The 22616-nt window shown below is 30.7% G+C and carries 21 protein-coding genes; 4 read left to right on the top strand and 17 right to left on the bottom strand.

Annotation, left to right across the window (positions count from 1 at the left end):
* The first annotated feature begins 27 nt into the window (after positions 1 to 27).
* Positions 28 to 276 (top strand): RNA chaperone Hfq, encoded by a 249-nt coding sequence (hfq, locus tag IAI10_RS06990; protein ID WP_315672577.1) that lies wholly within the window; start codon positions 28 to 30, stop codon positions 274 to 276.
* A gap of 69 nt (positions 277 to 345) precedes the next feature.
* Complete coding sequence (locus tag IAI10_RS06995; RefSeq protein WP_315672578.1) at positions 346 to 1623, top strand: methionine gamma-lyase family protein; 1278 nt, start codon at positions 346 to 348, stop codon at positions 1621 to 1623.
* Positions 1624 to 1665: 42 nt separating this feature from the next.
* On the opposite strand, the gene lexA is transcribed toward IAI10_RS06995, so the two are convergent.
* Positions 1666 to 2271, bottom strand: a complete 606-nt coding sequence (gene lexA / locus IAI10_RS07000) for a transcriptional repressor LexA (RefSeq protein ID WP_396334353.1) — start codon at positions 2269 to 2271, stop codon at positions 1666 to 1668.
* A gap of 177 nt (positions 2272 to 2448) precedes the next feature.
* On the opposite strand from lexA, the gene IAI10_RS07005 reads away from it, so the two are divergent.
* On the top strand, positions 2449 to 2796 hold the full coding sequence (locus tag IAI10_RS07005; RefSeq protein WP_315672579.1) for a hypothetical protein: 348 nt from the start codon (positions 2449 to 2451) through the stop codon (positions 2794 to 2796).
* 59 nt (positions 2797 to 2855) lie between these two features.
* On the opposite strand, the gene IAI10_RS07010 is transcribed toward IAI10_RS07005, so the two are convergent.
* Complete coding sequence (locus tag IAI10_RS07010) at positions 2856 to 3848, bottom strand: tyrosine recombinase XerC (RefSeq protein WP_315672580.1); 993 nt, start codon at positions 3846 to 3848, stop codon at positions 2856 to 2858.
* Between the two features lie 550 nt (positions 3849 to 4398).
* Positions 4399 to 5829, bottom strand: coding sequence for an adenylosuccinate lyase (gene purB, locus IAI10_RS07015; RefSeq protein ID WP_315672581.1), 1431 nt, complete (start codon positions 5827 to 5829; stop codon positions 4399 to 4401).
* Positions 5830 to 5978: 149 nt separating this feature from the next.
* On the opposite strand from purB, the gene IAI10_RS07020 reads away from it, so the two are divergent.
* Positions 5979 to 6212 (top strand): DUF378 domain-containing protein, encoded by a 234-nt coding sequence (locus IAI10_RS07020; RefSeq protein WP_315672582.1) that lies wholly within the window; start codon positions 5979 to 5981, stop codon positions 6210 to 6212.
* Positions 6213 to 6258: 46 nt separating this feature from the next.
* Here IAI10_RS07020 and IAI10_RS07025 read toward each other — a convergent pair whose 3' ends face one another.
* From IAI10_RS07025 to IAI10_RS07090, 14 genes are all read right to left on the bottom strand, one after another.
* Complete coding sequence (locus IAI10_RS07025) at positions 6259 to 6519, bottom strand: HPr family phosphocarrier protein (RefSeq protein WP_315672583.1); 261 nt, start codon at positions 6517 to 6519, stop codon at positions 6259 to 6261.
* A gap of 12 nt (positions 6520 to 6531) precedes the next feature.
* Positions 6532 to 6990, bottom strand: a complete 459-nt coding sequence (locus IAI10_RS07030) for a PTS glucose transporter subunit IIA (RefSeq protein ID WP_315672584.1) — start codon at positions 6988 to 6990, stop codon at positions 6532 to 6534.
* 79 nt (positions 6991 to 7069) lie between these two features.
* Positions 7070 to 8266 carry a pyridoxal phosphate-dependent aminotransferase gene (locus tag IAI10_RS07035; protein WP_315672585.1) on the bottom strand — a complete coding sequence of 399 codons (1197 nt, stop codon included), beginning with the start codon at positions 8264 to 8266 and terminating at the stop codon, positions 7070 to 7072.
* Between the two features lie 155 nt (positions 8267 to 8421).
* Entirely contained in the window at positions 8422 to 8682 is a 261-nt protein-coding gene (locus tag IAI10_RS07040; protein WP_315672586.1) for a stage V sporulation protein S, read from the bottom strand.
* A 142-nt stretch (positions 8683 to 8824) separates the two neighbouring features.
* Complete coding sequence (gene rny / locus IAI10_RS07045; protein WP_315672587.1) at positions 8825 to 10369, bottom strand: ribonuclease Y; 1545 nt, start codon at positions 10367 to 10369, stop codon at positions 8825 to 8827.
* A 306-nt stretch (positions 10370 to 10675) separates the two neighbouring features.
* Entirely contained in the window at positions 10676 to 11737 is a 1062-nt protein-coding gene (gene recA / locus IAI10_RS07050) for a recombinase RecA (protein ID WP_315672683.1), read from the bottom strand.
* 430 nt (positions 11738 to 12167) lie between these two features.
* The gene (gene pgsA, locus IAI10_RS07055) at positions 12168 to 12758 is read right to left on the bottom strand and encodes a CDP-diacylglycerol--glycerol-3-phosphate 3-phosphatidyltransferase (protein WP_315672588.1); all 591 of its coding nucleotides are present in this window, start codon (positions 12756 to 12758) and stop codon (positions 12168 to 12170) included.
* Complete coding sequence (gene rimO, locus IAI10_RS07060) at positions 12742 to 14082, bottom strand: 30S ribosomal protein S12 methylthiotransferase RimO (protein ID WP_315672589.1); 1341 nt, start codon at positions 14080 to 14082, stop codon at positions 12742 to 12744. The genes pgsA and rimO overlap by 17 nt, the downstream gene beginning before the upstream one ends.
* 78 nt (positions 14083 to 14160) lie before the next feature.
* Positions 14161 to 16431: a DNA translocase FtsK 4TM domain-containing protein gene (locus tag IAI10_RS07065; protein WP_396334354.1), complete on the bottom strand. Its 2271-nt coding sequence runs from the start codon at positions 16429 to 16431 to the stop codon at positions 14161 to 14163.
* A gap of 74 nt (positions 16432 to 16505) precedes the next feature.
* Positions 16506 to 17174, bottom strand: a complete 669-nt coding sequence (locus IAI10_RS07070) for an ATP-dependent Clp protease proteolytic subunit (protein ID WP_315672684.1) — start codon at positions 17172 to 17174, stop codon at positions 16506 to 16508.
* A 114-nt stretch (positions 17175 to 17288) separates the two neighbouring features.
* On the bottom strand, positions 17289 to 18503 hold the full coding sequence (gene dapG / locus IAI10_RS07075; RefSeq protein ID WP_315672591.1) for an aspartate kinase: 1215 nt from the start codon (positions 18501 to 18503) through the stop codon (positions 17289 to 17291).
* Between the two features lie 19 nt (positions 18504 to 18522).
* The gene (locus IAI10_RS07080) at positions 18523 to 18798 is read right to left on the bottom strand and encodes a YlmC/YmxH family sporulation protein (RefSeq protein ID WP_315672592.1); all 276 of its coding nucleotides are present in this window, start codon (positions 18796 to 18798) and stop codon (positions 18523 to 18525) included.
* A gap of 245 nt (positions 18799 to 19043) precedes the next feature.
* A complete protein-coding gene (locus IAI10_RS07085) occupies positions 19044 to 20342 on the bottom strand; it encodes a pitrilysin family protein (RefSeq protein ID WP_315672593.1) in 1299 nt (432 codons plus the stop codon).
* A 141-nt stretch (positions 20343 to 20483) separates the two neighbouring features.
* Positions 20484 to 22598, bottom strand: a complete 2115-nt coding sequence (locus IAI10_RS07090; RefSeq protein WP_315672594.1) for a polyribonucleotide nucleotidyltransferase — start codon at positions 22596 to 22598, stop codon at positions 20484 to 20486.
* Between the last annotated feature and the right edge of the window lie 18 nt (positions 22599 to 22616).

Below are 22616 nucleotides of genomic sequence, written 5' to 3' on the forward strand. Positions count from 1 at the left end.
AAAAGAGGTATTTGGAGGGATAACATAATGAATAAAACAACTAACAATTTGCAAGATATTTTTTTAAATAATGCTAGAAAGAATAAAATAGTAGTGACAATCCATCTAGTGAATGGATTTCAATTAAAAGGCTTTGTAAAAGGTTTTGATAATTTTATTGTGGTTTTAGATAATGATGGTAAGCAGATGATGATATATAAGCATGCTATATCTACAATCACTCCAGGAAGAAACATACTTTTTAACAATACAAACGAAGATGAAAATATAGAATAATAAAAAAGAATAGGCTGTAATTGCCTATTCTTTTTTTATATGCTAATATTGTTACGGAGGTATGTGAACATGAATATTAACACTAAAGATTTTTTAAAAAGCAAATATAAAATAAAAAATGAAATCATAGAACTTATTGAGAGAGCAGAAAAAGAAGTAGCTGAAGAATTTGAATACTATGATGATATAAAGCAACTAAATCAATTAAAAGTATTAGCAGCTTTTCAAGATGAAAGAATAAGTGAATCACACTTTACTAATAGCACTGGCTATGGCTATGGAGATATAGGTAGAGACTCTTTAGATAAGGTCTTTGCTCAAGTCTTTAATACAGAAAGCGCACTAGTTAGACCTCATTTTGTTAATGGTACTCATGCTATAGGAACGGCTCTATTTGGTAATTTAAGACCTGGCGATACTCTACTGACTATAGGAGGATTACCTTATGATACATTACATAATATAATAGGAATTAGCGATAAAGAAAAGCTTGGTTCTCTAAGAGAATACGGAGTTAAATATAAGCAAATTAATTTATTAAATGATACTTTTCAATTAGATAAAATAAAGTTTGAATTATTAAACGATTCATCGATAAGACTAATTCATATTCAGAGATCTACTGGTTACGGATGGAGAAAATCATTTTCAATAGATCAAATAGAAGGAGTCATAAAATTTATAAAATCTATAAGAAATGATGTTATTTGTTTCGTAGATAATTGTTATGGAGAATTCATAGATATAAAAGAACCTACAGATGTAGGTGCAGATTTAATGGCCGGATCATTAATAAAAAATGCTGGAGGAGGTCTGGCTCCTACAGGTGGATATATTGTAGGAAAGAAAGAATTTGTTGAACAAGCATCCTATAGATTGACTGTTCCCGGAATAGGAGGGGAGTGTGGTTCAACTTTTGGAGTTATGAGACAGCTTTTCCAAGGGTTATTTTTAGCTCCTCATATATCTATAGAAGCTGTAAAAGGGGCTGTGCTGTGCGCTAAACTCTTTGAGTTAGCAGGGTTTGAGGTGTTGCCTAAATACAATGATAGGCGAAGCGACATAATTCAAGCTATAAAATTTAACGATAAAAATAAACTGATAAATTTTTGCAAGGGTATTCAGAAGGGATCGCCTATAGACTCTTTTGTAGAATGTGAACCTTGGGATATGCCAGGGTACAATGATCAAGTAATAATGGCTGCTGGCGCTTTTGTGCAAGGAGCCTCCATAGAATTATCTGCCGATGCTCCAATAAGAGAACCTTATATAGCATATTTACAAGGTGGATTAACTCTAGAACATGTAAAAATAGGGTTGATGATTGCTTTAAATAATATACTTTAATCAAAAAAGAAAGCTGCAGTAGTTTACTCAGCTTTCTTTTTGTTAATATGCTCTATAAAGACCAACAAGCCTTCCAAGAATTTTACAATCTTTAACAATTATAGGATCCAAATCTTTGTTTTCAGGTTGAAGCCTTATATGGTCTTTTTCTTTATAAAAAGTTTTTATTGTTGCTTCATTATCAATGAGAGCTACTACTATATCTCCATTATCAGCAATATCTGTTTTTTCTATTATCGCCATATCTCCATCTAAAATACCAGCTTCTATCATACTAACACCTTTAACATTTAGTATAAATAATTGATTATTATTTTTTACATAATTTAAAGGTATGCTGAAAGTATCTTCTATATTTTCAAAGGCTAAAATAGGCATACCAGCAGTTACTTTGCCTACAATAGGTATATTTATCATTTCTCTTTTACTGTTTGCTAATTCCGTTATCTCTAAAGCTCTTGGTTTAGTAGGATCTCTTCTGATTAAACCTTTCTTTTCTAATCTTTTTAAATGACCGTGAACAGTTGAAGTTGACTTAAGTTCTACTGCTTCACATATTTCTCTCACTGAAGGTGGATATCCCTTATCTTCGGTATATTTTTTTAAAAAATCGTATACTTCTTTTTGCTTAGTATTTCGTTCAGTCATAGTAATACACCTCTCAATCATAAATTAATTATAACATTATTTATATCAAATATCAAACTTACGTTCTATTATTTATTTTTCTATTGAAATTTAGTTCTTATTTCATTATACTATTGTAAGTGTAGGATATTATAAATTAATTTTATAATATATAATATTGTAAAAGGAGATACTTTTATGAGTAAAATGTGTTTATTTAATTCAAATAAATTATGTAATGACTGCGGTGAATGTAATATCTGTGATTTAGATAGCAGCAAAATTTGTGATAATTGTGGTAAATGTTTAGAAGAAAATAATGATGATTACAGAGAAGTTATAGTAGACAGTATAGAAGAAGATACTATGCAAGAGGAACTCGTTTTAGACGTAAGGGATGAGTTCGATGATAACTCTGATCCTGTAGAATATATAGAAGATGTAACTGGCTTAGGCGAAACCCTAGAAGATAAAGACAATGCTATTTTTGAAGAGTTATTTCCTGGATTTTTTATATCAAAGCATTTAAAGAAAAGCGATATATAAATCACACAATTAGAATTATAGAGCTTAAGAAATCAAAAGCCTTAAGCTCTATAATTCTACTACATATCATTTAAAGGGTTTGAATTTACAGCCTGTCTCAATTTATCATCATCAACATGAGTATAAATTTGTGTAGTGGATATATTTTCATGGCCTAAAATCATCTGAAGGCTTCTTATATCAACTTTTCCGTGCTTATACATAAGTGTAGCTGCAGTGTGTCTTAACTTATGCGGAGTATATTTTTGCTCATCCAATCCTGCTTCTCCAATATATTTTTTAACAATTCTTTCAACCGTTCTTTTATTAATTCTGCATTTCCTTTCGGAGACAAATAAGGCATCTTTGTGTTGAGAAGGAATTTGCGTTTGCTTTTTGCTTCTTTCTATTATGTAATTATTTAAAGCACTAATACAGGAATTATTTAAATATACAGTTCTTTCTTTATTTCCTTTACCTATTATAGTTAAAGTATCTCCTTTTATATTGCTAATATTGATACCGCACAATTCAGATAAACGCATTCCACAATTTAAAAACAATGTTATAATGCAATAATCTCTAACATAATTGGAATCTGTTTTATCCATTTTAGTAAGTAAAGCTTTGCTTTCATCCAAGGTTAAATATATAGGATGTCTTTTTTGAATTTTGGGGGATTCTAATTCAAGGGTAGGGTTTTCATCTAAAAATTTAGCCTTTCCATATAAATATTTGTAGAATGATTTCAAAGTAGCTACTTTTCTAGCTCTAGCATATGTACCATTGTTTCTATAATTTTCAGCAAAAGAAAGAAACGCAAATAAATCAGCTAATTTAATTTTCTTTATAAAATTATCATCTATATCGTTAATTTCTATTTCTTCAAATTCTAAATTTTTGTCTGCTAAACCCTTGTATATTTTCATAAACCTAAAAAAGGTAAGCAAGTCTACCTTATATGCATTTATAGTATTGGGAGACTTTCCTTTTATAGTTGATAAATAATTTACAAACTCTATAACTCTTTCAGGAAACCTTGTATCAGATATAATATTAAAATCATATTTCATACTTATACCAAACCTCCATAGGGGATAATTAAAGTTTTATGAGCATCAATAAACGCTTCTATGTTAATTATAGCATAAATTCCATACTTTTTTCAACCACATGTCGCTAAATGGTTATTTAGCGACGTATATTTAAGGTAAAATAGATCATATTTCTTTAAGTTTTATTGCTTTTGCAGCTATAATCCCAATTCCCTTTTATAAAATTTAATAAACAAATCATCAAATTATATTTGTTGTCGTAAAAAAATTATTAAAACAAATAATGTTGAATATCTGCTAAAGCGCGTTTTTACTTTATATATAGTAATTGTCGTTTATTAAGCTATTTATGCAGAAAATTTCTTTTTTCATTTTTGCTGATTTATTTTGCATTTATAACTTATGTATATTTATACCATTATTTCCCATCCACAGATTGAGTATAATTACGAAAATTATATATATAAACATTTTAATCCCAATTTGTGGATATATATCTTTTATAATTTTTTATAAAAAAATAGAATTCTCTTATACAAGAGAATTCTATTTTTAATAATTTTATTTTTTATAAATTAATTTCAGCATGAACGCCGATTATATCTTTATTAGATTCCAATATAGGTTTTACACACTCATTAACAAAATCGTCAACCTGAGAAGGAGCTCTCCCTACAAATTCAGAAGGATCAATGATATCAAGAATTTCTTTTTCACTCATATTGAAACCTTCATCATTAATAATTCGTTCTATCAAATCATTGTTTTTGCCTTCTTGTTTAACTCTAGAAGCAGCAGCCATAGAATGTATTCTAATTCTTTCATGTAATTCCTGTCTATCCCCACCTTTTTTAACTGCTTCCATAAGTATATTCTCAGTAGCCATAAAAGGTAATTCATTTTTTACATGAGACTCTATAACTTTCTCATAGACAACCATATTTTCTGATATATTTAAATATAAATTTAACACTCCATCCAAAGCTAAAAAGGCTTCAGAAACAGATAATCTCTTATTGGCAGAATCATCCAATGTTCTTTCAAACCATTGAGTTGAAGCTGTTATGGCTGGATTCATTGCATCAACTATAACATATCTAGATAAAGCGCTTATTCTTTCAGATCTCATAGGGTTTCTCTTATAAGCCATAGCTGATGAGCCAATTTGATTTTTTTCGAAGGGTTCTTCTACTTCCTTCATGTTTTGTAGCAGCCTTAAATCATTGCTAAATTTATATGCACTCTGAGCTATTTCTGATAAAGTATTTAAAACTATTGAATCAAGTTTCCTTGGATACGTTTGACCTGTAACCATATAAGAAGCTTCAAATCCCATGCTCTTGCATACCATTTGATCAAGTCTTTTTACCTTATCCTCGTCATCGTTAAATAGATTCATAAAACTAGCTTGAGTACCCGTAGTTCCTTTAACGCCTAATAATTTAATATTGCTTATAGCAAAATCTAGATTTTCTAAATCCATGGTAAGATCTTGAATCCATAAGCACGCCCTTTTTCCAACAGTTGTTAATTGAGCAGGTTGCAAATGAGTAAATCCAAGAGTAGGCATTTTTTTATATTTTACAGCAAATTTAGTAAGAGCAGCTATAACATTAATTAGTTTTTTTCTTATCAGCAATAAAGCTTCTTTTATAATTATTATATCTGTATTATCGCCTACATAACAGCTTGTTGCTCCTAAATGAATTATTCCTTTAGCAGATGGACATTGAAGTCCATAGGCATATACATGACTCATAACATCATGTCTAACTTCTTTTTCTTTCTTTTCAGCATCTTCGTAATTTATATTCTCAGCATTAGCTTTAAGTTCATTAATTTGCTCAGCTGTTATATTCAGCCCCAAATCCTTTTCGTTTTCTGCTAAAGCTATCCAAAGTTTTCTCCAAGTCCTAAACTTCATATCATCTGAAAATATATAACTCATTTCTTTTGAAGCATATCTAGCATTAAGCGGTGTATTGTATAAATCTCTCATTTTTAGCCTCCTTAAATGATCTTTAATATTAGTATTTAATAATTTAAAATAAAATTCTTTTTCTGTAAAGTACTCAGTTCTATATGCAATTATAGATAATATAATTCTATTATAATAATCTTATTTAATACTGTAGGAGGTTAATAAATATGTATAAATTAAGCCTGCCAGACAAGATTACTATTATATTGGTGCTGATTGGCGCATTAAATTGGGGTTTTATTGGAATAGGCAACAATGATTTCAATATAGTTGCACAGATTGCAAATGCTTTCGGATTTGCTTCTTCTGTTGTAGAAAGAATAATTTATTTAGTAATTGGCCTATCAGCATTAAATGTAATATATCTGCTTTACATATTAAAGCATAATAAATTTAATTAAACCACCAACATAACAAAGAGGGGACCAAAAGGTTCCCTCTAATTAATTATTCTTCTAAAGAATCAACAAGTTTTATTAATTCTTCTACAGCTAAGGTTTCATCATCTCCTGAAGCTGTAATCGTTATGTTTGAATTTCTAGATACTCCTAGGGATAAAACACCTATAAGGCTTTTGACATTAGCCTTTTTTCCATTATACTCAACTGTTATGTCTGATTTGAATGATGACGCTTTTTTAACTAAAAGAGTTGCCGGTCTAGCATGTAACCCGGTAGCACTCTTTACACATACTTCCTTACTTACCATGTAAATTCCTCCCTATTTTAATGTTACAGTCATAAATGTGTCTTTAGCTTTATTAGTTTTAAAATTTATATCAATAGTTTCTATGATTTCGGAGTTAGTAATTACTAACGGAGTAACTGTTGATGCTTGCATTTCAACAAACTCTCTATCAAAAAACAGAATCTTATCTCCAGCTTTTACTTTTTCTCCAACTTTTACATAAGAAGCAAAACCTCTTCCTTCCAATTTAACCGAATCAATACCTACATGTATTAATAATTGAAGATTGTCCTCGGTTTTGATTCCAATTGCATGCTTTGCATCATATACAAGAGTTATTTCTCCATCAACTGGTGAATAAACAAAATTACCTTTAGGTCTTATAGCAGCACCATCCCCCATTATCTTTTTATTAAAAAGATAATCGTTTACCTCTGTTAAGGCTAACACTTCGCCATCAATTGGTAAAAGTAGTTTAACTTGTTTTCCCATAGCATAATCACCCTTTACTAAAAATTACTTCTTAATTAATAATATATCACGATTTTTCTAATATTAAAATGTTTTAATATTAAATGACTATTTTTTTTATAAATTTCTCTATTCTATCCAATCCGTTTTTTATGTTATCCATAGAAGTTGCATAGGATAACCTTATGTAATCGTCAGCTCCAAATGCAGCACCAGGTACTACAGCAACTTTTGCTTCTTCTAAAAGTACACTAGAAAAAATAGTAGAATTTAAGATAGATTCTCCATTTATATATTTACCATATAAGTCTTTAACTTTTAGCATAACATAAAAAGCACCCTCCGGCCTTACACATGTTACATATGGGATAGCTTTAATTCTGTCAACCATATAATCACGTCTAGCATTAAATTGTTCTTTCATATATGCTATAGTATCTTGCGGACCAGACAGAGCTTCAACAGAAGCGTACTGAGTTATGGAATTAACATTCGATGTTGTATGGCTTTGGATGCTTCCCATTAGCTTTATAATTTCTTTTGCACCTGCTGCATATCCAATTCTCCATCCAGTCATAGAATATGTTTTTGAAAATCCATTTATAACTACAGTCCTATTATACGCATCTTGAGATAAAGATGCAATACTTATATGGGTAGAATCTCCATATATTAATTTTTCATATATCTCATCAGAAATAATAATAAGATTATATTTTTCTGCAAAGCTTGCAATCATTTCTAACTCTTTTTTACTATAAACTGCACCAGTTGGATTATTAGGACTATTAATTATTATAGCTTTAGTTTTACTAGTAACAGCTGCTTCTAGATTATCAAGTTTGTATTTAAAACTATCTTTCTCATCAGTATCTACATATACTGGAACTCCTCCATATAATGAAATAAGTTCAGGATACGTAACCCAGCAAGGCTTATTTATTATTATCTCATCATCCTTATTTAGTATTGCTTGAAAAACATTAGATAGACATTGCTTTGCGCCAGTAGAAACTATTATTTGCGATGTGCCATAATCTAAATTGTTATCTCTTTTAAATTTCTTTACTATTTCCTGTTTTAATTCTATTATGCCCGAAGATGGCGTATATTTAGTAAATCCATTATCCATAGCTGATTTAGCAGCTTCTATTATATTCTGCGGTGTATTAAAATCAGGTTCACCTGCTCCAAAACTAATAACATCAATACCATTCTTTTTCATTTCATTAGCTTTTGCAGTAATTTCTAAGGTTATTGACGGTTGCAACTTAGAGGCAAGATTAGAAAATTCCATTTTTCACCCTCCAATATAGATTAAACTAGAAGTTAATATGTACTTTATTAAATAATTACATATAAAATATATCATTAATAAGCTATATTGTAAATATATTATTAATGATATATAGGTTAACTAAATAAAAAAAACAGACCATTAAGGTCCGTTATTTATCTTGGCTGAATTATGAACTTAATAGCAGTTCGCTCTTCTCCTTCTATCACAATATCTGCAAATGCAGGAACACATATCAAATCTATTCCAGTAGGAGCAACAAAGCCACGTGCTATAGCTATTGCTTTTACAGCCTGATTTATAGCACCAGCTCCTATAGCTTGTATCTCAACTTCACCCTTCTCTCTAAAAACACCTGCTAAAGCACCTGCTACAGAATTTGGGCTAGATTTTGCAGAAACCTTTAATACTTCCATATTTGTACCTCCTTAATTACTATATAGAAAAGTAAATCTATTATATATTTCTACAAATTATTAAAAACTCCTTTTAAACTTTGTAAAAAATATATTTTTTTACAAAATTTAAAAAGGAGTTTTGTTTTCAAACTTATCTTATTTATTTTGCATAGTCAATAGCTCGGGTCTCTCTTATAATATTAACTTTTATTTGGCCAGGATATTCTAATTCATTTTCTATCTTCTTAACTAAATTCCTTGCCATTTCGATTGCCCCTGCATCATCAATTTGATCTGGTTTAACCATAATTCTAATTTCTCTTCCTGCTTGGATGGCATATGACTTTTCTACGCCTTCATATGAATTTGCAATCTCTTCGAGTTTTTCTAATCTTTTAATATATGCTTCTAAAGTCTCTCTTCTTGCACCTGGTCTAGCTGCAGATATAGCATCAGCTGCTTGAACTAATATAGCTTCTAAGCTCTGCATCTCTACATCACCATGATGAGCAGCTATAGCATTTACCACTATAGGAGTTTCATGATACTTTTTAGCAATATCACCACCAATAAGAGCATGTGGTCCTTCAATTTCATGATCTACTGCTTTTCCTATATCATGTAAAAGCCCCGCACGTTTTGCAATGGTGGAATCTAAACCAAGTTCACTAGCCATAAGTCCTGCTAAATATGCTACTTCTAAAGAATGTTTTAAAACGTTTTGACCATAACTTGTTCTGTACTTTAATCTTCCCAAAAGCTTTGTAAGCTCTTGGTGCAATCCATGTACTCCAGTTTCAAAGGTTGCTTGCTCTCCTTCTTCTTTTATGTCATTTTCAACTTCTTTTTTAGCTCTATCAACCATTTCTTCAATTCTAGCTGGATGAATTCTTCCATCAATTATTAACTTTTCAAGAGCTATTCTTGCTACTTCTCTTCTAATAGGATCAAAGCTTGAAAGTATAACAGCTTCAGGAGTATCATCTATTATTAAATCAACGCCTGTTAATGTTTCCAATGTTCTTATGTTTCTACCTTCTCTGCCTATTATCCTACCTTTCATTTCGTCATTAGGTAAAGCAACCACATGTACCGTTGATTCAGACACATGATCTGCCGCACATCTTTGAATGGCTGTAGTTATTATGTCTCTAGCTTTTTTGTCACATTCTTCTTTGGTTTTGGTTTCAAATTCCTTTATCATTACAGCAGAATCATGCTTCAATTCAGCATTTAACTCTTCCAAAAGAAGTTGTTTAGCTTCCTCAGAGCTAAGCCCTGATATTTTCTCTAATTCTTCTCTTTGCTTTGTATAGATTTCATTTACACTTTGCTGAAGAGTTTCAACCTCTTGAAGCTTATGGTTAATAGTTTCTTCTCTTTTTTCAAGCATATCGCTTTTCTTATCCAAGGATTCTTCTCTTTGTAAAATTCTTCTTTCTAATCTTTGAATTTCACTTCTTCTTTCCCTTGATTCTTTTTCAAAGTCAGTTCTTAATTTGTGAACCTCTTCTTTAGCTTCTAAAACTGCTTCCTTTTTAGTGGAATCCGCTTCTCTTTTAGCAGATTCCAAAACCTTAGCAGCTTCTTCTTGAACTCTAATGATATTTTTTTCAACTAAACTTTTCCTTACTAAGTACACAGCAAACAAAGCTGCTGATACTATAATAAATATTAATATGCCCATACCGATTTCAAATTCCATACGAACACCTCCTTTGCTTTTTTGCGTAAATTTTAGCAATCAATTATGAAAGCTAGAAAAGGTGTCATATATAACATCGATAATATTTTACTATGATAAACCAGTATTTGTATTTATTTTATATTATATTTTATATAATGTCAAGTTATAGATATTTAAGTACAGCAATAAACAGTATATTTAATTTATGTGCTTTTCTTTAACAAATAAAAAATCCAAGTATGCAATTTTTAAATAATACATAATTGCAATCACTTGGATAAAATAGTTTTTAAAATTTGAGACGATAATTTTTACTAAGAAATCTTATTTTTCTTTATTATTTTTTGTACCAGCATCTTTTATATCTTCTTTTTCCTTCTTATCATTTTTAGCCATAAGAGGCAATTCATATTTTTTTCTTATCATATTTTCTATTTCAAGGGATAAATCATAATTCTCTTTTAAAAATTGCTTAGAATTTTCTCTTCCTTGGCCAAGCCTAATATCATTGTAAGAAAACCATGCACCACTCTTTTGTATTATCTCTTCTTTTACGCCAACATCTAATATATTTCCTTCTCTTGATATTCCTTCATTATACATTATATCAAACTCTGCTTGCTTAAATGGTGGTGCAACTTTATTCTTTATAACTTTAACACGAGTTCTGTTACCAACAACATCTTCTCCTTGCTTTATAGAATCTATTCTTCGAATATCCATTCTAACTGATGCATAGAATTTTAGTGCTCTACCACCTGGTGTTGTTTCTGGATTTCCAAACATAACTCCTACTTTTTCTCTAAGCTGATTAATAAATATAGTTATGCATTTAGATTTGTTTATTGAACCTGCCAATTTTCTTAGTGCTTGTGACATAAGCCTCGCTTGAAGTCCTACATGTGAATCTCCCATTTCTCCTTCAATTTCAGCTCTAGGAACTAATGCGGCAACAGAATCCACCACTATAGTGTCTATAGCATTTGATCTTACTAATGCTTCAGCTATTTCTAAAGCCTGTTCCCCAGTGTCTGGTTGTGATACTATTAAGTTATCAATATCTACGCCTAAGGCTTTTGCATAAGAAGGATCCAATGCATGTTCAGCATCTATAAATGCAGCTGCTCCACCTTTTTTTTGAGTTTCAGCTATTATATGAAGCGCTACAGTAGTTTTACCTGAGGATTCAGGACCATATATCTCCACTATTCTTCCCCTAGGAACTCCTCCAATTCCTAAAGCTATATCCAAGTCCAAGCATCCTGTAGAAATAGAGTCTAAATTTAGCACACTATGTTCTCCTAATTTCATAACAGAACCTTTTCCAAATTGTTTTTCTATCTGACTCATTGCTGCCTCTATAGCTTTTAACTTATCCATATCCATATTACCCATAAGTATACCTCTCTTTCCGAACAAATGTTCCATATAAATTATAAATCATTTAATTTATTTAGTCAACCCAAAATATGTTATGCCTACAATTCGTAACATGAAATTTTTTAAACGATTAAGAAGTAAAAAGTAAGGGTGAAGAGTTTGTGAGAAATCATCTTTTGAGGAAGTCGATTTCAATTTGTAAATTCGCTAAATGGGAATTTTAGCCATAGCTTTTAACTCTTAATTCTTCTTTATTATTTTTCATCTACAAATTATTAATTATAATTTGTAAATTACGAATTGAAGATGTTATATGTAAGTAAATTTCATCCTTTCCAACATATTTTATAATAATTTAAAACAAAGAAGCTCCTACAAAATCAAGGAACTTCTTAACAGTCTTTTTAATTATTGACATTTATTTATTAATTATACACTACTTTTCTGTTTTAATGACATGTCTATTTTTTATAAAATAATCAAATCCGGAAAAAAGTGTTATTATAACTGCTATCCATAAGGCTATTGGTGATACTACAGTTAAAAACTCTTTTAATCCTGGGTATTGAAGTATAAAATTAGTTAATTCTTTCTGTTGAGTGACATTGACTTGTAGTAGGCATAAAATAATAGCCACTATCTGAGCCACAGTTTTCAGTTTTCCCCATAACCCAGCAGCCAGAACAATACCTTCACTTGCTGCAATAGATCTAAGACCTGTTACTGCTAATTCTCTAGCTATAATTATTATGGCAGCCCATCCTGGAATAACCCTATATTCCATTAATGAAATAAAAGCAGCTGTCACAAGAAGTTTATCAGCCAACGGGTCCATAAGTTTACCAAATTTAGTAATTTGATTTCTGCTTCTAGCTATATAACCGTCGAGTTTATCAGTTAATGCTGCTAATATAAAAACTAAAGTTGCTAATATAGTTCCATAAGGTATACCTCTAACTGCTATAAATATCAAGAACACTGGTATTAAAAAAATTCTAACTACAGTAAGTTTATTTGCAAGATTCATAGTAAACATCTCCTACTAAATCATATTCAAGAGCATCCGTTACTTCTACTTTTACAAACTCTCCTATTTTAAGTTCCGACTCTGATTTTACATATACTATTCCATCAATATCAGGACACATATATTGATTTCTTCCTATAAAATAATTGCCGTCATACTCTTCTATCAATATTTCATAGCAATTACCTATTTTGTTTCTATTATTATCAGCAACTATCTGCTTTTGAGTAAGCATTATTTCTTTTTCACGTTTAATTTTTATATCATCTTCAATTTCTCCAGTCATGTTAGCTGCCGCAGTTCCTTCTTCGGGAGAAAATCTGAAAACTCCTAAATTATCAATTTTCTCTTCTTTAACAAACTCTTTTAATTCGTTAAAATCGGATTCAGATTCGCCTGGAAATCCAACAATAAAAGTAGATCTTATGGCTATATTAGGAATTTTGCTTCTTAACTTTCTTATTACGCTAAGTATGTCTTCTTTACTGCCTCTTCTCCCCATCCTTTTAAGCACATTATTACTTATATGCTGTATAGGTATATCTATGTATTTGCATACTTTAGGGTTGTTTTGAATTTCATCGATAAGATCATCAGTTATTTCTTCTGGATAACAATATAAAAGTCGTATCCAATGTAAATTTTCAATCTTAGAAAGTTCTTTTAATAGCACAGGTAAATTTCTTCGCCCATATATATCAATTCCGAACATAGTTGTATCTTGAGCTACCAATATGATTTCTTTTATACCTTGCTCCACAATATTTTTTGCCTCATCAACTATATTCTCTATAGATCTGCTTCTGTATCTGCCACGTATACTTGGTATAGCGCAATATGTACAATTATTGTTGCATCCCTCTCCAATTCTAATATATGCATAATTTTTTCCTGTAGAAATTATTCTCTTTCCTTCGTTTATAAAATTATTTTCATTAGAAGAACATAGTAGTATTCTATTTTTATCTTGATAAAACTTATCTATACATTCTTTTATTTTATTATAGTCATTTACTCCTAGTATTATGTCCACTTCTGGCATCAATTCTTGTATTTCTTTATTGTATCTCTGAGTTAAACAGCCTGTTGCAATTAAAACTTCGCATTTGTATTTATGCTTATATTCTGCCATTTCAAAAATTGTATTTATTGATTCTTGCTTAGATGTTTCAATAAAGCCACAGGTATTTACTATTATTATCTGTGCCTCTTTTGGATTATTGGTTATTTCAAATTTATCTTTAAGATTACCTAAAATTATTTCAGTATCTATCCTATTTTTATCACAGCCTAAGCTAATTATGCCAACTTTATATTTTATCAAATTGCGCCCTCCTACGTTCTCATATGTACAAATACATTTTAAATCTCTTTTCTTTATTTCACAAGTATTTTTTACAAATTAATTTTTAAATTCATTATCATTGTAATCTAAATGATCTACTAGAACTTGCCTTGGTTTACTACCATCTCTTCCTGAAATTATACCTTTTGCCTCTAGCTGTTCAATTATTCTAGCAGCTCTGTTATATCCTACCCTTAGCCTTCTTTGTAACAAAGAGGTAGATGCTTGTCCACTTTCTACTACAATTCTAATGGATTCTTCAAGTAATTCATCACTCTCGCCGTCATCTGATTGATCTGAATTTATATGATTTAAAATTTCTTCCTTATATTCTGTGTTTTCTTCTTTCTTCTGATCTTTTACGAAATTAACAACTCTTTCTACCTCATCCTCAGAAATAAATGCACCTTGTATTCTTATAGGTTTAGACTCCCCAACAGGGTAAAATAGCATGTCTCCTCTTCCTAGAAGTTTTTCTGCTCCTGATGAATCTAGTATTGTTCTTGAATCTATTTGGCTAGAAACCGCAAAAGAAATTCTTGAAGGTATATTAGCTTTTATTACTCCTGTTATAACGTCTACTGAAGGTCTTTGAGTAGCAATAACTAGATGCATGCCTGCCGCTCTTGCCATCTGAGCTAGCCTTCCTATATAATCTTCAATATCTCCAGGGCACACCATCATTAAATCTGCTAACTCATCCACTATCATGACTATCCAAGGAAGTTTCTTTTCTACTAGCCCTTTAGAAGCAAGTTCATTGTACCCTTCTATATTCCTTACAGAATTATCAGCAAACAGCTTATATCTCCTTGTCATTTCATTAACCGCCCAATTTAAAGCTCCTGCAGCTTTTTTTGGATCAGTAACTACTGGTATTAAAAGATGTGGTATTCCGTTATATACACTCAATTCAACAACTTTTGGATCTACCATTAAAAGTTTAACCTCTTCCGGAGGGTACTTATATAGTAAACTCACTATCAAAGTATTTATACATACACTCTTTCCTGATCCAGTTGCACCAGCTATAAGAAGATGTGGCATTTTGGAAAGATCTGTAACTATACATTTCCCGGCTATATCCTTTCCTAAAGCAAATGCAATGTTTTTATTGCAATTTTGGAATTCATCAGACTCTAAAACTTCTCTTAAATATACAGCCATAAGTTCTTTATTTGGTACTTCTATTCCAACAGCAGCCTTGCCAGGTATAGGAGCTTCTATCCTTACTCCTTTAGCAGCAAGACTCAGTGCTATATCATCAGACAAATTTACTATTTTGCTAACTTTTACTCCCGATTTAGGCTGAAGTTCATATCTAGTTACAGATGGTCCTTTAGTTACTTGGATTACATTAGCATCCACGCCAAAACTATTTAAGGTAGATTCTAGCTTATTAGCGCTAGCTAACAAATCTTTCTTATCATCTTTATTCATTGTAACACTCTCGTTTATATTAAGTAATTCTATTTTAGGATATAAATATTCTTTTGGAATAGTATCTGTATCTTCCATAATCTTATCTGATAATTCCTCGTCTATAGATGTATCTGGCACATCTTTCTTTGTACGCTGATTAGATTCAGGCATTATAAGTATTTTTTTATCTTCAGGGGATTTATTTGCTGCAGGTTCATCCTCTATTTGAGTGTTCTTTAAATAATCCATGATTTTAATTTTCTTATTTATGCTTCCTATGTACTCGGTTTTTTCACCAACTGCTTTAGGGGTATCTTCTAATTTTTCTGTTACTATTTTTTTATTTGATTTTCTCTTTTCCATTTTCTGCTGCAGCTTATCTTTGTTACTATTTATTATGTCTGCTAATGACAAATTAAATATAATAACACTTATTATTAAGTAAGCTGAACTAAATACTATTAAGCAGCCTACGCTTCCAAGTATAGAATACAAAGGTACGTCTACTATATATCCTATTATTCCTCCATATGGTATTCCATTATAACTTATTATTTTGCCGACTCCAGACGAGAAAGATCCATTATAAAAGTAATCCATTTGAGATAATTGTAATGTAAACATAGTATTAAGAACAAAAGCTAGTATAGCATAAAATTTCTTATTAAAAGAAAGTTTCCCTCTTGAAGCAATTAAGCTTAACCCTATGAATATTATAAATATAGGAAATATAAATGCGCCAAGCCCAGCTACTGTTATCATAAATTTCTTAATAAAGGCCCCTGCCATCCCAGCTTTGTTAGTTATAAGACTAAAGATATCCAATATTCCTAAAGCTATTAGTAGAATACCATATATATCATAATTTAGTGCATTAGTTTTTTTCTTTCTAGACAATAGTACCACCTCAAAAATTTTATTCTACACTCAATGTTGTATATCCTGCAAATTAAAAAACATAACCACAGGGTATCCTATGGTTATTTATTTTTTTCATTAATTAGTTCCTCTAATTTTGCTAAAGCCTCTTTAATTCCACCTACTTCATTTATTATACCATATTCTACTGCTTGTTTTCCTATAAGTATTGTACCCATATCATTTAACAATTCATCCGTTTGTAGCATTAGCTTTTCCAATCTCTCTCTTTCTATTTTGGATGTTCTTGTAACAAATTCTATTATCCTCTTCTGCATCTTATTAAAGTATTCAAAAGTTTGAGGTACACCTATAACAAGACCATTTAATCTTATCGGGTGTACAATCATAGTAGCTGAAGGTGAAATAAACGAATAACTAGCAGCTGTAGCAAGTGGTACTCCTATTGAATGTCCTCCTCCAATTACCAATGACACAGTAGGTTTGCTAAGACTAGTTATCATTTCTGCTATAGCAAGTCCTGCCTCTATGTCTCCCCCTATAGTATTAAGTACTATCAATATTCCTTCTATTTTTTGATTTCTTTCCATGGATATAAGTTCAGGGATTACATGCTCATATTTGGTAGTCTTAGTTTGAGGTGAAAGCATCATGTGTCCTTCTATTTGTCCAATAATAGTTAATATATGAACTTTATCATCATCATTAGATAAATCCAAACTTCCTAATTCTTTAAGATTTTCTACTCTGTCAACTTCTTCTTCATTCATTTCTTTATCTGTCAAATTAATCCCTCCAGGCAAATTGGTATTTGTTTTGAAAAACTAAAATACTATATTATTATTTGCACTGGGAATTTTAATATTCGCATATAAGAAAATTAATTAAGAGTATTTACTAATGTATAATTTAAATTCATCATGCAAAGCCATAATAGCCTTTTTAGTATCTTCACCTTTTATCAGGCACCATATTGTCATATGAGAATCAGAAGTTTGAAGGACTTCTATATTTTCAAGTCTCAGCCTTCTTAATACCTTTGCCATAATTCCAGGAACGCCTTTCATTCCTGAACCTACTATAGATATCTTATCACAATACTCTTGAAAATTATATTTAATATTCATTGAATTTAATAAGGAATGTGCCAATTGTGCATCTTCTTCATCTACAGTAAATATCTTTTTATCAGGAAATACATTTATAAGATCTATACTTAAGCCGTTTTTACCAAGTACATCTAAAATTGTATCATAGGAATCTGTATTTTCGTTTTCTTCTGATGAAATATTAATTTGAAGTCTATTACTCATATGAGTAATTCCGGTTATAGCATTATTTTTTAACATATTAAACTCACTAGATATTAATGTACCTTCAGAATTATTAAGGGTGTTCTTGATTACTAATTTTGTATTATATCTCATGGCGACCTCTACAGCCTTAGGATGTATTACCTTTGCTCCTTGATCAGCCAACTGAAACACCTCATTATAACTAATCTCATGAATAAGAGATGCGTTGCTTACTATTCTTGGATCAGCAGTCATAATTCCATCTACATCTGTATATATTTCTACTTTATCAGCTCTTAAGACGCCTCCTAATATAGCTGCTGAGACATCGCTGCCACCTCTGCCAAGCGTTGTAAAATAACCCGATTTACTGATTCCTTGAAAACCAGTAACTATTGGAATTATGGACTGTTTTAGCATATCCGTAATTTTTTCAGCATCAGCATTCAAAATATTTGCATCACCAAAACCTTCATCTGTTATTATTCCTGCTTGTCCTCCAGTCATGGGCATGGATTTATATCCATAATCATTTAACTCGCTAGATAATACTACTGAACTTATTATTTCACCACAGCACATAAGCATGTCCGAGCCTTGTTTATTAGACTGCCTATATGTTTCACTTACTAATGAAAGTAATGTATCAGTAGCATAGGGATCATCAAGCCTTCCCATAGCAGAAACCACGACAATAGGCATAAATCCTGATTTGATAGCGTAGATTATTTTATCAATAACCTTTTTTCGTCTGTCTTTTGTCGATACAGAAGTTCCACCAAATTTCTGTATAATAATATTCAACTATTATTCCTCCTAAAAATTATAGTCGAGATTTTTTCATTAACTCTTCATCAGCGTCAATAATTATTGTTCTCAGTCCTATCTTTTTTACGCATTCCCAAGGAACCTCAAAAAATTCATTGTTACCAAAAAATCCAAATTTTGATTGATTTTTATTCAATATAATAAGCTTTAAATTACCACTTTCATCGATAATTAAATCATTATTAGCTAGATAATTATATTTTTCACCGTCATTAACATTGATAATTTCATATTTTTCCATATCACTATATAATTTAAGGTTATCACTCATACCATTACCTCCCTTATAGTATACATTAATATGATAAAATATGTTCCCATATTACATATACAAATTAAATGTTTATTAACTCTAATATAAAGCTGTTTTTAAACAAGATTGTATACGATATGCTTAATGCAAAAAATTCTATATTTTATGTAGTTTATTTATACAAATAAAAATAGCTAAAAAGTTTATGAAGTTTATAAATGGATAATCTCATAAATTTTTTAACTATTACTTTTTGATAAATACTATATTGTTTTTAAATTAATTGGCTTATAAGCAGTGGTGCTCTGTAAAACTAATTCTTTAAGTTCAGGCAAATCAGCTTTACTTCCCACAAATGCACAATTTAATATTCCCAATCTAAATGTTTTATCCATTACAATCTTTAAGCTTTGTAAATCGATTTTATCAATCTTTGCTATTATGTCTTGTGGAGTATTAATTTTATTGTGAAATAATAGCGATTTTCCATTGCTAAACATTCTGCTGCTGGTACTCTCAAGAGCAAGAATATAATTTCCTTTCATCTGCTCTTTAAATATTGAAAGCTTATCCTCTGATACTTCTAACAATGTGAAATCGTTGATTTCTGATTTAATAAGCTTGAGAGCTTCTAATGCATAGGCAGGACTTAATGCAACATATATATTAACAAGCCCAGTGTTATTATAAGAAGATAAGTAAGAATATATAGAATAGCATAAGCCTTTATCTTCGCGTATCTTTTGAAATAATATAGAGGATGCACCTCCTCCTAATATATTATTAAGTAATTGCAATGAATAAACTTCATCATTTCCTAAAGCAATGCCTTTTAATCCTAAATTTATATGAAGCTGTTCAATATTTTTAACTCTGCATTCAGCACCAACCTGAATTTCTGGTGAAGAATATTTAGTAATTTTTTTATTTTCGCTATGCCAATTTCCAAAGTATTTCTCTACTAACTTTTCCACTTCACTTGCCTTTACATTTCCGCAAATAGATATTACAGAGTTTTCTGGAATATAATATTGGTTTACATAATTTTTTATATGTTCTCTCGTTATGCTATTTACTGTAGTAAGCGTTCCCAATATAGGCATTGAGATAGAATCTTTTCCCCAAGAAGCCCTACATTGCAAATCAGAAAGCAAATCTTCCGGATTGTCTTCATTCATATTTATTTCTTCTAATACTACAGCTTTTTCTTTTTCCATATCACTATCAGTAAATTTACTATTGAACAACATATCAGATAAAACATCTAATGTTAATTCAAAATGAGTATCCAATACTTTTATAAAAAAACAAGTAGCTTCTTTTCCTGTAAATGCATTTATTTGTCCCCCAACTTCTTCTATCTCTTTAACTATATCTTTCGCACTTCGCCTGTTAGTTCCCTTGAATAACATATGTTCTATAAAATGTGATATACCGTTATTGTGTATATTTTCATTTCTAGAACCATTTTCTACCCATACTCCTACACTGACTGAATTCACATAATTTATTTCTTCCAAAACAACTTTTAAACCATTCGAAAGCTTTATAATACTATACATATTTCACCTTCCTTAAACAAATAGAATTAGATGTCACAAATAATAATTTACCTATTAATTTAAACCTTATACAAAAATAATTAAACTTATGCCATTTTATAGATAAAAAAATAAAAAGGCATAATGCCCTTCTATTTAATGTTACTTGTTATCTTTTTCGTTTTCCTTTTCGGTATCTTTTATTGCATCTTTTCTTGATAAGTTGATTCTTCCTTGGTTATCGATATCTGTAACTTTAACTAATATTTCATCTCCAACGGAAACAATATCTTCTACTTTGTTCACTCTAGCTATATCTAACTTAGATATATGCACAAGACCTTCTTTTCCTGGTAATATCTCTACAAATGCACCGAATGTGGTAATCTTAGTTACTTTTCCTAAATAAACCTCTCCAGCCTGAATCTCTTTAGTAAGATTTTCAATAATCTGGATTGCTTTTTTAGCTCCTACAGCGTCTTCTGACATAACAAATACTTTTCCATCTTCTTTGATGTCTATTTTTACACCAGTTTCTGCTATAATTTTGTTAATAGTCTTACCACCTGCTCCAATTACATCTCTAATTTTTTCTGGATCAATATTCATTGTATATGTTCTAGGTGCATATGGTGATAAATCATTTTTAGGAGCTGGAATACATGCTTTAATCTTTTCTAATATAAATAATCTAGCATCCCTAGCTCGATTTATAGTATTTCTTATGCATTCGTTTGATAATCCTTTTATTTTGGTATCTACCTGTATGGATGTTATTCCAACTTCAGTGCCTGCAACCTTAAAATCCATATCTCCAAAGAAATCCTCTATACCTTGTATATCCGTTAAAATTTCTTCTTCTATTAAATCTTCACTAGTTACTAATCCCATTGCAATTCCAGCTGCAGGTCTCTTTATAGGCACTCCTGCATCCAAAAGAGCTAATGTACTTCCGCAAACACTTGCTTGTGAAGTTGATCCATTTGAGCTTAAAACTTCTGATACCAATCTTATAGTGTATGGGAATTCTTCTTCAGATGGTATTAAAGGCTCTAATGCTCTTTCAGCCAAAGCACCGTGACCAATCTCTCTTCTTCCTGGTCCTCTTAAAGGTTTAACCTCTCCTACACTGTATGATGGAAAATTATAATGGTGCATGTATCTTTTAGATACTTCTTCACCTAGTCCATCTAATATCTGAACATCTCCCAGTGCTCCTAAAGTAGCTACTGTCATTACCTGAGTTAATCCTCTGGTAAACAGTCCAGTTCCATGTGTTCTTGGAAGTATTGATACCTCACAGCTTATTGGTCTTATTTGATCAAATCTTCTTTCATCAGGACGTCTCTTATCTCTTAAAATCATATTTCTTACAATTTCTTTTTGCATTCTATAAATCACATCTGCAATATCCGCTAGATTATCAGAATACTTTTCAGCAAAAGCTTCACTGATTTTTTTCTTTACTGAATCCATTGCTTCATTTCTTTTGTCTTTGTCAGCTATGTACATTGCTTCCTTTACCATATCGAAAGCGAATTCTCTTATTTCTTTTTCGATGTCTTCACTTACATGATAAACCTCAAAATCAGCTTTAGGTTTTCCTGCTTCTGCCATAATTTTCTTCTGGAATTCAACAATTTTTTTACACTCATTAAACCCAAATATTATAGCATCATACATTACATCTTCAGGAATTTCATCACCACCAGCTTCTATCATCATTACTCTCTCTTCAGTGGCACATACTGTAAGCGCTAATTTACTTTGTTCTCTTTCTTTTGAAGTAGGGTTTATTACAAAATTTCCATCAATAAGTCCTACTGATACGGCAGCTACTGGAGTTGTAAATGGAATACTAGAAATGCTTAATGCTATAGAAGCAGCATTAATAGCTAGAATATCTGGTAGGTTATCAGCTTCTACAGATAAAACTGTACAAACAATTTGAACATCATTTCTATATCCTTTAGGGAATAATGGCCTTAAAGGTCTATCTATAGCTCTTCCATTAAGAATAGCTTTTTCTGAAGGCTTTCCTTCTCTCTTGATAAATCCTCCTGGTATTTTTCCCACTGCATACAGTCTTTCTTCGTATTCAACACTTAACGGGAAAAAATCAATACCTTCCCTAGGTTGTTCAGATGCATTAACATTTGCTAATACAACTGTATCACCATAGCTTACAAAAATAGCACAATTTGATAGCTTACCTATCTTTCCATATTCAACCTTTAGCTTTCTTCCAGCAACTTCTGTTTCAAATATATAGCTCATAAATATACCTCCCCTCGA

The organism is Clostridium sp. 19966 (genome assembly GCF_032335695.1).
Taxonomy (GTDB): Bacteria; Bacillota; Clostridia; order Clostridiales; family Clostridiaceae; genus JACTOJ01.

Excerpts from the sequence above, each read along its gene's own strand:
- IAI10_RS07020 (WP_315672582.1), top strand. The coding sequence starts at position 5,979 with ATGTATAAATTAAGCCTGCCAGACAAGATTACTATTATATTGGTGCTG.
- IAI10_RS07070 (WP_315672684.1), bottom strand. The coding sequence starts at position 17,174 with ATGAATGAAGAAGAAGTTGACAGAGTAGAAAATCTTAAAGAATTAGGA.
- IAI10_RS06995 (WP_315672578.1), top strand. The coding sequence starts at position 346 with ATGAATATTAACACTAAAGATTTTTTAAAAAGCAAATATAAAATAAAA.
- IAI10_RS07085 (WP_315672593.1), bottom strand. The coding sequence starts at position 20,342 with ATGTATAGTATTATAAAGCTTTCGAATGGTTTAAAAGTTGTTTTGGAA.
- IAI10_RS07025 (WP_315672583.1), bottom strand. The coding sequence starts at position 6,519 with ATGGTAAGTAAGGAAGTATGTGTAAAGAGTGCTACCGGGTTACATGCT.
- IAI10_RS07035 (WP_315672585.1), bottom strand. The coding sequence starts at position 8,266 with ATGGAATTTTCTAATCTTGCCTCTAAGTTGCAACCGTCAATAACCTTA.
- lexA (WP_396334353.1), bottom strand. The coding sequence starts at position 2,271 with ATGACTGAACGAAATACTAAGCAAAAAGAAGTATACGATTTTTTAAAA.
- IAI10_RS07030 (WP_315672584.1), bottom strand. The coding sequence starts at position 6,990 with ATGGGAAAACAAGTTAAACTACTTTTACCAATTGATGGCGAAGTGTTA.
- IAI10_RS07090 (WP_315672594.1), bottom strand. The coding sequence starts at position 22,598 with ATGAGCTATATATTTGAAACAGAAGTTGCTGGAAGAAAGCTAAAGGTT.
- IAI10_RS07010 (WP_315672580.1), bottom strand. The coding sequence starts at position 3,848 with ATGAAATATGATTTTAATATTATATCTGATACAAGGTTTCCTGAAAGA.
- IAI10_RS07080 (WP_315672592.1), bottom strand. The coding sequence starts at position 18,798 with ATGAGTGATAACCTTAAATTATATAGTGATATGGAAAAATATGAAATT.
- recA (WP_315672683.1), bottom strand. The coding sequence starts at position 11,737 with ATGGATATGGATAAGTTAAAAGCTATAGAGGCAGCAATGAGTCAGATA.
- pgsA (WP_315672588.1), bottom strand. The coding sequence starts at position 12,758 with ATGAATCTTGCAAATAAACTTACTGTAGTTAGAATTTTTTTAATACCA.
- IAI10_RS07005 (WP_315672579.1), top strand. The coding sequence starts at position 2,449 with ATGAGTAAAATGTGTTTATTTAATTCAAATAAATTATGTAATGACTGC.
- hfq (WP_315672577.1), top strand. The coding sequence starts at position 28 with ATGAATAAAACAACTAACAATTTGCAAGATATTTTTTTAAATAATGCT.
- IAI10_RS07040 (WP_315672586.1), bottom strand. The coding sequence starts at position 8,682 with ATGGAAGTATTAAAGGTTTCTGCAAAATCTAGCCCAAATTCTGTAGCA.
- purB (WP_315672581.1), bottom strand. The coding sequence starts at position 5,829 with ATGAGAGATTTATACAATACACCGCTTAATGCTAGATATGCTTCAAAA.
- rny (WP_315672587.1), bottom strand. The coding sequence starts at position 10,369 with ATGGAATTTGAAATCGGTATGGGCATATTAATATTTATTATAGTATCA.